Annotated in this window: 10 protein-coding genes; 2 read left to right on the plus strand and 8 right to left on the minus strand. The window is 62.0% G+C overall.

The window, feature by feature from the left end; all coding sequences use genetic code 11:
- Positions 1 to 111: 111 nt before the first annotated feature.
- The 4 genes from CAG02_RS12635 to CAG02_RS12650 are packed head-to-tail and all read right to left on the minus strand — an operon-like array spanning position 112 to position 6,410.
- Positions 112 to 1,476, minus strand: a complete 1,365-nt coding sequence (locus tag CAG02_RS12635; protein ID WP_085709359.1) for a heavy metal sensor histidine kinase — start codon at positions 1,474 to 1,476, stop codon at positions 112 to 114.
- Positions 1,466 to 2,143, minus strand: a complete 678-nt coding sequence (locus CAG02_RS12640) for a heavy metal response regulator transcription factor (RefSeq protein ID WP_003228008.1) — start codon at positions 2,141 to 2,143, stop codon at positions 1,466 to 1,468. The genes CAG02_RS12635 and CAG02_RS12640 overlap by 11 nt, the downstream gene beginning before the upstream one ends.
- Positions 2,144 to 2,151: 8 nt before the next feature.
- The gene (locus CAG02_RS12645) at positions 2,152 to 5,253 is read right to left on the minus strand and encodes a multidrug efflux RND transporter permease subunit (RefSeq protein ID WP_085709360.1); all 3,102 of its coding nucleotides are present in this window, start codon (positions 5,251 to 5,253) and stop codon (positions 2,152 to 2,154) included.
- On the minus strand, positions 5,250 to 6,410 hold the full coding sequence (locus CAG02_RS12650) for an efflux RND transporter periplasmic adaptor subunit (protein ID WP_085709361.1): 1,161 nt from the start codon (positions 6,408 to 6,410) through the stop codon (positions 5,250 to 5,252). Before CAG02_RS12650 ends, CAG02_RS12645 begins: the two co-directional genes overlap by 4 nt.
- A 443-nt stretch (positions 6,411 to 6,853) precedes the next feature.
- Here CAG02_RS12650 and CAG02_RS12655 point away from each other — a divergent pair, with 443 nt between their 5' ends.
- On the plus strand, positions 6,854 to 7,081 hold the full coding sequence (locus CAG02_RS12655) for a hypothetical protein (RefSeq protein WP_085709362.1): 228 nt from the start codon (positions 6,854 to 6,856) through the stop codon (positions 7,079 to 7,081).
- A 150-nt stretch (positions 7,082 to 7,231) separates the two neighbouring features.
- Positions 7,232 to 8,821, plus strand: a complete 1,590-nt coding sequence (locus tag CAG02_RS12660) for a PAS domain-containing methyl-accepting chemotaxis protein (protein WP_085709363.1) — start codon at positions 7,232 to 7,234, stop codon at positions 8,819 to 8,821.
- Here the strand turns inward: CAG02_RS12660 and CAG02_RS12665 are convergent.
- From CAG02_RS12665 to CAG02_RS12680, 4 genes are all read right to left on the minus strand, one after another.
- Entirely contained in the window at positions 8,818 to 9,567 is a 750-nt protein-coding gene (locus CAG02_RS12665) for a YkgJ family cysteine cluster protein (RefSeq protein WP_085709364.1), read from the minus strand. The two genes, CAG02_RS12660 and CAG02_RS12665, sit on opposite strands and share 4 nt — an antisense overlap.
- 87 nt (positions 9,568 to 9,654) lie before the next feature.
- Positions 9,655 to 9,972 carry a hypothetical protein gene (locus CAG02_RS12670; RefSeq protein ID WP_085709365.1) on the minus strand — a complete coding sequence of 106 codons (318 nt, stop codon included), beginning with the start codon at positions 9,970 to 9,972 and terminating at the stop codon, positions 9,655 to 9,657.
- Between the two features lie 61 nt (positions 9,973 to 10,033).
- Positions 10,034 to 10,492: a GNAT family N-acetyltransferase gene (locus CAG02_RS12675; protein ID WP_085709735.1), complete on the minus strand. Its 459-nt coding sequence runs from the start codon at positions 10,490 to 10,492 to the stop codon at positions 10,034 to 10,036.
- Positions 10,493 to 10,519: 27 nt separating this feature from the next.
- The gene (locus tag CAG02_RS12680; RefSeq protein WP_085709366.1) at positions 10,520 to 11,422 is read right to left on the minus strand and encodes a chemotaxis protein CheV; all 903 of its coding nucleotides are present in this window, start codon (positions 11,420 to 11,422) and stop codon (positions 10,520 to 10,522) included.
- Between the last annotated feature and the right edge of the window lie 42 nt (positions 11,423 to 11,464).

Raw genomic sequence — 11,464 nt, forward strand, 5'->3', positions numbered from 1 at the left:
TTCTTGCTTGGCAAGTGCTGTTTGGTGCGGGCAAAGATAAGGTTGCCGGGCACCGGGAAACAGCGTGATTTTCATAAATGACTGTTGCGGGAATGGCAACGATCCCTGTCTTCAGACCGGAAGATGAATACCAAAAGTGTTCATCCCCCGGTCACTGCGCACGAACACATCGCCGCCATGCATCAGCGCAATCGCCTTGACGATCGCCAGCCCTAACCCGTGGTTATTGCCACTGTTGCTGCGCGACGCATCGACCCGGTAGAAGCGCTCGAACAGCCGTGGCAGATGCTCGCTGGCAATCGGCGCACCGGGGTTGGCCACGCCGATGCTGACCTGATGCTCCTCGACGGTGATCTGCACTTCGATCTCCTGTCCTGGCGCTGTGTGTTGCACCGCGTTGCTCAGCAGATTGATCAGTGCCCGGCGCAGATGGGCGATCTCGATCTGCACCTGTGCATCGCCACTCACATGGACCTGGACCTGTGCATCTTCGAGGATGAAATCGAGGTATTCGAGGGTGGTCGCGACTTCGTCGGCCAGCGACGTGGAGGTCAGTTTGGTGGCCTTGCTGCCCTGATCGGCGCTGGCCAGAAACAGCATGTCATTGATGATCGAGCGCAGGCGTTCCAGCTCTTCGAGGTTGGATTGCAGCACTTCGAAATAATGCTCGGCGGAGCGCCCGCGAGTGAGGGCGACCTGGGTCTGGCCAATCAGGTTGGTCAGCGGCGAGCGCAGCTCATGAGCCACGTCGGCGTTGAACGATTCCAGCCGTGAATACGCCTGTTCGACCCGCTCCAGCGTCGAGTTGAAAGAGTCGACAAACTGTTCCAGTTCCGGCGGCAGCGGCGACAGACGCAAGCGCCCGGCCCGCAGCGGTGGCGCCAGACGCTGGGCTTCATGGGACAGTTTGATCAGCGGCTTGAGGCCGATCCGCGCCACCCAGTAACCCAATGCAGAAGCCATCAACACGCCGACAATCGCCAGACCGATCAAGGCGATCAGCAGATTGTGTTGAGTCTGGTGAAAGGTCTCGGTATCGATGCCGATCATGAAGCGCAGCGGCGGGCGTTGATCCTTGGCCGGGAACTGGCTGACCAGCACTTTCAACGGGTAGGGCTGACCGGGCAATTGCAGGTCGCGCATGCCCAGCGGACCATTGGCGAAGTCGCGAATCTGCGGGGTGAAATCGCCGTACTCGTACTGCGGATCGCCGCTGCTGATCCAGAAACTGATGCGCTTGTCTTCTTCGCCGAGCAGCTTGAGTTTGCTGTTGATCTTGACCCAATGCTCGGGCGTGCCGTAACGGCCGACGGTGGATTCGAGCACGCTGTAGCGCGCATCCAGCTCGGCTTCCGGTAGCAGCCCCAAGCCCTTGTCCACTTGTTGATAAAGCGCGCCACCGATCAACAGGAACACCAGCAACGCTACCAGCGTGAACATGCCGCTCAGGCGCAAAGCGATGGAGTTACTGGACACCACGGCTCTCCAGCACATAACCCATGCCACGGATGGTGTGCAGCAGTTTTTCGTCGAACGGCCCGTCGAGCTTGGCCCGCAGGCGCTTGATCGCGACTTCGACCACATTGGCGTCGCTGTCGAAATTGATGTCCCAGACCATCTCGGCAATTGCGGTTTTCGAGAGGATTTCGCCCTGACGCCGGGCCAGCACGCTGAGCAGCGAAAACTCTTTCGCCGTCAGATCCAGCCGGGTGCCGGCGCGGGTGGCCTTGCGACTGATCAGATCGATCCACAGGTCGGCGATGCTCACTTGCACCGGTTCATGGCCGCCACTGCGGCGGGTCAGCGCTTGCAGGCGCGCCACCAGTTCGAGGAAGGAAAACGGCTTGCCGAGGTAATCGTCAGCGCCATCGCGCAAGCCCCGGATCCGGTCTTCAACCCGCTCGCGGGCGGTGAGCATGATCACCGGCGTCTGCTTGCGCGCACGCAAGGCGCGCAGCACGCCGAAGCCATCGAGGCCCGGCAGCATGACGTCGAGGACGATCACCGCGTAGTCGCTTTCCAGCGCCAGGTGCAGGCCCTCGACGCCGTCGCGGGCCAGATCCACGGTGTAACCCTGTTCCGTCAGGCCGCGGTGCAGATAGTCCGCGGTTTTCTCTTCGTCTTCGATAATCAGGACGCGCATGACCCGCCTCAGTCTGTCGTTGCCAGCGCCGCAACGGGCGCCGGTTTGGGCTTGTGGAACAGCCGCTCAAGCCACAAGTATATGACCGGCGTGGTGAACAGCGTCAGCATCTGGCTCACCAGCAGGCCGCCCACGACCGCGATCCCCAGCGGCTGGCGCAGTTCGGCGCCGGTGCCGTAGCCGAGCATCAGTGGTAGGGCGCCGAGCAGGGCGGCGAGGGTGGTCATGATGATTGGCCGGAACCGCGTCAGGCATGCTTCGAAAATCGCATCCTGGGGTGCCAGTCCGCGATGACGCTGGGCTTCGAGGGCGAAGTCGATCATCAGGATGCCGTTCTTCTTGACGATACCGATCAACAACACCAGCCCGATCAGCGCCATGATCGAAAAGTCCTGGCCGCAGATCCACAGCATGATCACCGCACCCAGACCTGCCGCCGGCAGGGTCGAGATGATTGTCAGCGGATGGACAAAGCTCTCGTAGAGCACACCCAGAATGATGTACACCGCCACCAGCGCCGCGAGAATCAGCCACGGCTGGCTGGCCAGAGAGCTCTGGAATGCCTGGGCCGCACCCTGGAAGTTGCCGCTGATCGCGGTCGGCATGCCGATCTCGGCCTTGGCCTGATTGAGCAGGATCACCGCGTCGCCCAATGCCACGCCGGGCGCCAGGTTGAACGACAGGTTGGCGGCCGGAAACATGCCGTCGTGGGCGATGGACAGTGGGCCGATGGTCGGTGCGTCGAACCGGGCCAGCGCCGATAGCGGAACCATTTCCCCGCTCAACGGTGAGCGCAGGTAGAAATAGTTGAGGCTTTCGGCCTTGCCGCGCTGCGCGGTGTCCAGCTCGAGGATCACGTTGTACTGGTTGACCTGGGTCTGGAACTCGTTGATCTGCCGCTGACCGAAGGCGTCATACAGCGCCTCGTCGACATCACTCGCCGTCAGGCCGAAACGCGCGGCGGCGCTGCGGTCGATGCTGATGTGGGTGATGCTGCCGCCCAGTTGCAGGTCGTTGGAAATGTCGCGGAACGCCGGAATGCTGCGCAGTTTTTCCGTGAGCTTCTGGGTCCATGTGGCGAGGGTCGGCCCGTCGTTGCTCTTGAGCACGTATTGATACTGCGCACGGCTCGGGCCGGAGCTGAGGTTGATGTCCTGGCCGGCGCGCAGGTAGAGGACGATGCCGGGGACTTTCATCAGCTGCGGACGGATGCGGTCGATGAACTGGCTGGCCGAAACATCGCGATCACCGCGTTTTTTCAGGGCGATCCAGAAGCGGCCGTTGGCGATGGTCTGGTTGCTGCCGGACACGCCCACCGAATGAGAAAACGCCTGCACGGCCGGGTCAGCGGCGACGATTTCCGCCATCGCCAGGTGCTTTTTCACCATGTCGCTGTAGGAGATGTCCGCTGCGGCTTCCGTCGTACCGAGGACGAAGCCGGTGTCCTGCACCGGGAAGAAACCTTTGGGGATAAAGATGTAACCGCCGATGGCCAGCGCGACCGAGATCCCGAATACGCCGATCATCAGTTTCTGATGGGCGAGGGCGCGACGCAGGCCTTTTTCGTACCAGCCGAGCAGGCGTTCGCTGAACCCCGGTTTGTCATGGACGTGATGCACCGGTTTGCGCATGAACAGCGCGGCCAGCGTCGGCGCGAGGGTCAGCGACACCACCACGGAAATCAGGATGGTCGAGGTGGCCGTCAGGGCGAACTCCTTGAACAAGCGCCCGACTACACCGCCCATGAACAGCAACGGAATGAACGCCGCCACCAGCGAGAAACTGATGGAGACCACGGTGAAACCGATCTCGCCGGCGCCCTTGACCGCCGCTTCGCGCATGCTGTCGCCGGCCTCCAGATGGCGGTGAATGTTCTCCACCACCACGATTGCATCGTCGACCACGAAACCTACCGCCACGACGATGGCCACCAGTGTCAGGTTGTTCAGGCTGAAACCAAGCAGGTACATCAGGGCGAAACTGGCGGTCAGCGACACGCCGAGCACCGCCGACACAATCATCGTCGCCGACAACTGACGCAGGAACAGCGCCATCACCGCCACCACCAGCAGGATCGCGATCAGCAGGGTGATTTCCACTTCATGTAACGAGGCGCGAATGGTCTGGGTGCGGTCGATCAGTTCCTTGACCTGCACCGAGGCCGGCAACATGGCTTCGAGGCCGGGCAGGGCGGCGTGGATGCGGTCCACGGTTTCGACGATGTTGGCCCCCGGCTGGCGGGAGATCACCAGGTTCACCCCCGGTTGATCGCCGGCCCAGGCTTGCACGTAGGCATCTTCCGAGCCGTTGACGACTTTGGCGACATCCCTGAGATGAACCGGTGCACCGTCCTTGTAGGAAACGATGAGCTGGCTGTATTCCTCGGGGTGGAACAACTGGTCGTTGGTCGACAGCGTGGAAATGCTCGATTCGCCGTACAACGCACCTTTGGCGAGGTTGAGGCTGGTCTGCTGGATCGCCAGACGAATGTCCGCAAGCGTCAGGCCGATGGCCGCCAGTTTGTCCGCCGAGGCCTGTACGCGAATCGCCGGACGTTGCTGACCGGTGATGTTGATCTGGCCTACACCGTCGATCTGACTGATCTGACGGGCCAGCAGGGTTTCCACCAGGTCACTGAGTTCGGTGCCGGGCATCTGCGTGGAACTGACGCTGAGGATCAGCACCGGGCTGTCGGCCGGGTTGACCTTCTTCCAGGTCGGCAGGGTCGGCATGTCTTTCGGAAGTTTGCCGGCGGCGGTGTTGATCGCGGCCTGCACTTCCTGGGCGGCGGTGTCGATGCTCTTGTCGAGAGTGAATTGCAGGGTCAGCAGGCTGGAGCCCAGCGCACTGCTGGAGGTCATCTGGGTCATGCCGGGGATGGCACTGAATTGCACCTCCAGCGGCGTGGCCACGGACGAGGCCATGGTGTCCGGGCTGGCGCCGGGCAGTTGGGCGGAGACTTGAATGGTCGGAAATTCCGCTTCCGGCAGCGGCGCAATCGGCAGGCGCGGGAAGGCAATCACCCCGACCAGCACCAGCGCGATGGTCAGCAGAATGGTCGCCACCGGGTGATCGATGCACCAGGTCGAAACACCTTTGTGCTGCTTCATGGCTTCGGCTCCGCTTGCACCACCTGCGGCGGCTCGCTCATGACCTGCACGGTGGAACCGGGTTTGAGCCGCGACTGGCCATCACTGACCAATACGTCGCCGGGGTTCACACCCTTGATGATGTCCTGGCCGCTGCCCTGATAAACCATTTGCACTTGCACCGCATCAACCTTGTCGCCGTTGACCCGGTAAACGAAGTGTTGATCCAGCCCACGCTGTACGACAGTGGGCGGAACCACCAGCGCATCTTTATCCAGCGCTGTCTGAATCTTTACCGTCACCAGCAGGCCGGGCCAGAGCTTCTGGTTCGGGTTGTCGAACTCGGCCTTGGCGCGGATGGTGCCGGTGTTGGCGTTGATCTGGTTGTCGATCAGGGTCAGGTGACCTTCGCCCAGCAGGTTGCCGGTTTCGCCGTCGGTGTCGGCGCCGATATAGGCCTTGACCTGGGCGCGCTGCGGATCGCTGATCAGGCCCTGCAGGGTCGGCAGCATTTGCTGGGGCAGGGAAAACTCGACGGCGATCGGGTCGATCTGGGTCACGGTGAACAGACCCTGGGTGTCGGTCATGCGCAGGAAGTTGCCTTCGTCGACCGTGCGAATGCCGACACGACCGGTGACCGGGGAGCGAATCTGGGTGTAGGAAAGTTGTACCTGCGCCGCATCAATCGAGGCCTGATTACCCTGTGCGGTGGCCTTGAGCTGGTTGACCAGTGCCTGTTGCTGATCGTAGGTCTGCTTGGAGACGCCGTCGTCGACGCTGAGCAGTTTGTAGCGCTTGAGGTTGACCAGCGCCACTTGCAGTTGCGCCTGGCTTTCGCCCAGTTGTGCACGGGCCTGGTCGAGGCTGGCGCGGATCGAGCGGTCATCGATGGTGGCGAGCAGGTCGCCCTGTTTGACCAATTGACCTTCTTTGACCAGCAGCTTGGTGAGGATTCCGTCGATTTGCGGGCGTACCACCACGCTGTGCAGCGAGAGGACCGAGCCGATGCCGCTGGTGTAGCGGGGGACGTCTTTTTCGCTGACGGCGACGACCCTGACCGGGATCGCGGTCGGGGCGGCGAGTTTGGCCGGTGCGGGTTTTATCGCATACCACAGGCCGGCGGCTGCGAGGGCGATCAGCAGGGTGGCGAGCAGGGCCTTTTTCTTCTGGATTTGCATGCTTGTGGGGCGCCAGGGGGACGGGGTTTGGGCAGGTTGGTTCTTTATAAACTTGTTTGGGGGTCAGGAGGGTGACGGCTAGCTGACGGCGCTGTCAGTTTCGGCTTTTGACTTGGCGGCTTTTGGGCCGACCAGGCTTTGGGTGTTTTTTGTGAATATCCGTTTCTTCGGGTGTTGCGGCTGGCGGTTTCGCCCTTACGGCGAGTCTCTTTTGGCAAACGCCTTGTACGGACCCGGGACATGGTTTACAGGTATCAATCATGGTCAGGAGGTACTGACCATGCCCTGGAATCAAGAGTCCCCGATGGATCCGCTAGTCGAAGAGTCCCGAAAAGGCACCGGTCATGCCCTTTCGGGGGCTCTTTAAACTCCGCGCACGCAGGTATACTGCGCGCCTTCGCGGCTCATCCACCGGGCCGGACTTTTTGCTTTCCGGAGCTTTCATGACTTCCCCAATCGACAACGCTGTGAGCGATGTCCCGGCAGAACTGGCCGAGGCTGGTGAATCCAAGCCGATCATTCCTGCGTTCAAGTTTCCGTTCAAGCCAGGTGAACTGGCCGCCGCCAAAGCCGCCAAGCAGCCGCAGTTCAAGGGCAAGGACGGTGATCGTCACGCCAGGACCCCGGGTGTGGCGCCGTCGGGCACTCGTCGTTCGATGGGCAAGCGCTGATTCACGTCCCTCCTGCAGCCATCGTCTGTGATTTTCGGTCACAGTGATGGCTAATTGCTCAGTTCCTGAGCCAGATCAACGTTTAACCGATTAGTGCGCTTAGAGTCAGCAGCCCTGCCGACTCTTTCCAATAAAACGAGCGCGCTTTCCATGAAGATCAATCTCCCGGTGACCGGGCGCAATGTCGATGTTGCGCCGGATGCGAACATTCTCTCGACCACCGATCTGACCAGCGCGATCACCTACGCCAACGACGACTTCATCAAGATCAGCGGTTACAGCCGTGACGAGCTGCTGGGCACGCCGCATAACCTGTTGCGTCATCCGGACATGCCGGCGCAGGCGTTTGCCCATATGTGGCAGACGCTCAAGCGCGGGCGCTCGTGGATGGGGCTGGTGAAAAATCGTTGCAAGAACGGTGATCACTACTGGGTCAGTGCTTATGTCACGCCGGTCACGCAGAACGGTGCGGCGGTGGAGTTTCAGTCGGTACGCACGCGGCCGGATGCCCGGCAGATCGCGGCGGCGGAACGGGCCTACGCGCAGTTGCGTGGCGAGCGGGTGTCGCGTTGGCAGCGGTTGCCGGTGTTGGGCTTGCGGGCGCGGATTGTGGCGTTGACCAGTTCGGTGCTGGCAGCGGTGCTGGGGATTGAAGCCTGGCTGCGGCCGGAGTCCATGGGCATTGAAGCCGCTGCGCTGGTGGCCGGCAGTGGCGCGTGTGCTTTGGGCGTGGGTTGGTTGTTGCGACCGCTGGAGCGACTGACCGAACGCGCGAAACAGATTGCCGACAACCCGTTGAGTCAGGGCATTTATACCGGGCGGCGGGATCAGTTCGGGCAGATCGAGTTCGCCTTGCAGATGCTCGAGGCCCAGGTTGGCGCGGTGGTCGGGCGGATCGGCGATGCCTCGCAACGGCTGGCCGGGCATGCGGCGCAACTGGTCGATCATCTGCACAGCAGTCATACCAGCACGTTGGCGCAGCAGGCGGAAACCGATCAGGTGGCGGCGGCGATTCATCAGATGGCGGCCAGTGTCGCCGAGGTAGCCAGCCATGCGCAGCAGGCGTCGGTGGCGGCCGATATGGCGGGCACGGAAACCCGTGAAGGTCATCTGCTGGTTGGCGAAAGTCGCAGCGCGGTGTTGCGGCTGGCTGAGGAGTTGGGGCGGGCGACCGAGGTGATTCATCAGCTCGAAGGTCACAGCAGCGAAATTTCCGGGGTGCTGGAGGTGATTCGCAGCATCGCCGAGCAGACCAATCTGCTCGCGCTTAACGCGGCAATCGAAGCGGCCCGGGCCGGGGATGCCGGGCGCGGGTTTGCGGTGGTGGCTGATGAGGTGCGGGGGCTGGCCCAGCGCACTCAGCAGTCGACCAACGAGATTCAGCGGATGATCAGCACCCTGCAAAATGGCGCGCGGGATGCGGTGCTGGTGATGCAGCAGAGCAGCGAGCATGTGGATAACAGCGTCGAACAGGCGCAACGCGCGGCCCGGGCACTGGACGGAATCAGTGGGCGAGTCGAGCAGATCACCGAGATGAGCCTGCAGATTGCCGCAGCGGTCGAGGAGCAGAGCGCGGTGAGCGAGGACATCAACCGTAACATCGTCAGTATTCGCACGGCGTGTGAACTGACGGTGGATGAAGGGCGCCAGAGCCAGCTCAACTCACAGGATGTGGCGGGGCTGGCGGGGGATTTGCGTTCGCTGGCGCGGGAGTTCTGGGGGCGGCGGCAGGGATCCTAGGCCGCGCGCAATGAGATGAACGCGTAGGTCTGCGGCGGTTCGGACACCACTTGTGCGCCCGCCGCCCGCACCTGCCCGGCCACATCGTCACCGGACAGATGAAACAGCCACTCGCTGGAGACTTCGCTCAATGGCTGCGCGGTGACCTGATCGATCACCGAGGCAAATACGCCCATGTCCGGCAGATACGCGGTAAATCCGTCGCCCTTGAGTGCCGTGGTGCGGATGCCGAGCAAGCCGCAGATCGCATCCTTGACCCGGATGTCGTCGCGATCCGCCTGACGCGAGCGCTGGATCAGTGTGATGAGTTCCTGATCCACCACTTCGCCACCGACGATCAGTTCCGGCCCCTGTTCCCATGATTCCGGTGGGCAGTCCTTGGCGGCAGGGTTCAGCGCAATATGCGGATTGATTTCGGCGGGATAGATGCGACACACCAGCGGCCGGCGTTCATAGATGCGACACAGCTTGTCTTCGTCAAGATTCCGGCAGGGACCGACGTTGTAGGCGGCGAAAGTGATCGCCACATGGGCGTCGGAGTTTCCGCTGCGTACCACCGCCGAACGACGCTGGGCGTGCTCACGCTGCTGCGCCGGCAAACCCAGGCCGTTGGCGAGAAACGCCTCCACCAGCACGATCACCTGACCGCCATCGGCCGCCCACATCCGGGTTTCGGCCAGGGTCAGGGGCACGTGGTGATCGGTGCAGCATTTGCCGCAACCTACGCAGGAAAAGGTCGTATTCATTGAGCGGGCAATCTTCAATCAGGGTGTGAATCGGCGACATAAAGCTGCCGTACAGGCCTGGAGTGAAGCAAGTTGTGCGCCATTCGCTCAGGGTTTGGCGTTCGGGCGGATCGAGTCCCATTCGGTGACGAAAGCGGTTTTCGACTTTTTGTTGTACAGGCACAGCTCGGTGCCTTGCTGGCCCTTCATGTGTTTTTGCGGGTACTGGCCTTGCAGCAATAGCGCGGTGTAGCCGACGCGGTCATCGAATTGCGCCGCAGTGCCAACCGGTTTGGCGTCTTTCAGGCCGCTGGCCTTGGTGCAACTGGCGAGCACGGTTTTGTCGTAGGCCGCCCAGGCGTCGGGGCTGGAGGCGTGGGCGAGCGGGGCGATGAGACACAGTACGGAGATCGCGAGGCGTTTCATGGTTCGGGCATCCTTGGAGGTTGATCGCCAAGGTTTGAGTATGCCGCAGGATTTTAGTTTGTCAGTCCGGCACCAATTCCCGGCGGACCACATACATTCCAGACTTTTCGTACAGCTGTCGCGCCCGCAGATTGTCTTCCAGCACCTTCAGGTCGACAAACCCTTCGCGCCGATCCTGAAACGCCTTGAACGCATGAAGCAGCAACGCCCGACCCAATCCACGTCCTTGGGCACGAGGGTGCACCACCAGATTCTTGATGTAGGAACTGGTCCAGCATTGGGCCACACCGATGACGCCGTCGGCATCGCTGGCGATGAAACACAGCGCCGGATCGTATTCGGCGTCTGTTTCATATTGTTGCTGCCAGACGTCCAGCGCCGGCACCCGACCGCCGCCTTCGCGGTAACCGATTTGCATCAGTTCATGCACGGCGGCTGCCCGTTCAACGCTGTAGGTGGTGAGTTCGATGCCGTTCGGCCACTCGATGGCCGGCACGTCCTGGCTCAGGTCGCGCCGCATCAGAAAGCAGAAGGTCTCGCTCAAGACTCAATAACCTTGGGCGGCGACGTGTTTGGCCGCTTCGATCAGGCAGTGGGTCAGCTCCGGCGAGGAGAACTTGGTCAGCACGCCGTTTGCGCCGGCGAGGCGGGCCTTTTCGCTGTTCATCGCGCTGTCCAGCGAGGTGTGCAGCAGCACGTAAAGGTGGGCGAAGTCCGGGGTCTCGCGCAGGGTGCGGGTGAAGGCGTAGCCGTCCATCTCGGACATTTCGATGTCGGAGACGATCAGGTTGATCTGCTGCGCCGTGCCTTGCAGGTCCAGCAGGCAGTCGATGGCTTCCTTGGCGCTGCGGGCGGTGTGGCATTGCAGGCCGAGGTTGCGCAGGGTGTGCACCGATTGCTGCAATGCGACCTGGCTGTCGTCGACCACCAGGATCCGCGCGTTGCCCAGCACTTCGGCGTCTTCCATGCTCAGCTCGGTCGGGGCCATGTCGATCTGCGCCGGGGCGATGCCATGAATGACTTTTTCGATGTCCAGCACTTGCACCAGCGTGCCGTCCACCGAGGTCACGCCGGTGATGTAGGCGCGGGAGCCGCCGGAGCCGAACGGCGGCGGTTTGATGTCGGTGGTCAGGCAATGCACGATTTTGCTCACCGCCTGCACATGCAGACCCTGTTTCGAACGGCTGACGTCGGTAACGATCAGGCAGCCGCCGTTCGGGTCTTCCAGCGGACGCTCGCCGATGGCGCGGCTCAGGTCGATCACCGACAGCGAAGCACCGCGCAGGGTGGCGATGCCTTTGACGTGCGGGTGCGACTCCGGCAGCTTGGTCAGCGGCGGGCAGGGGATGATTTCACTGACCTTCAGCAGGTTGATCGCCATCAGCTTGCCGCTGCGCAAGGTAAACAGCAGAAGCGAAAGTGAATCTGCGCGGGCTTTGTTGGAAGACATAAAAACCTTCTGTGGAAAAAGGTGGTGGGCGAGGGTGGAAAT

Source organism: Pseudomonas sp. R43(2017) (assembly GCF_002112345.1).
GTDB lineage: Bacteria > Pseudomonadota > Gammaproteobacteria > Pseudomonadales > Pseudomonadaceae > Aquipseudomonas > Aquipseudomonas kribbensis.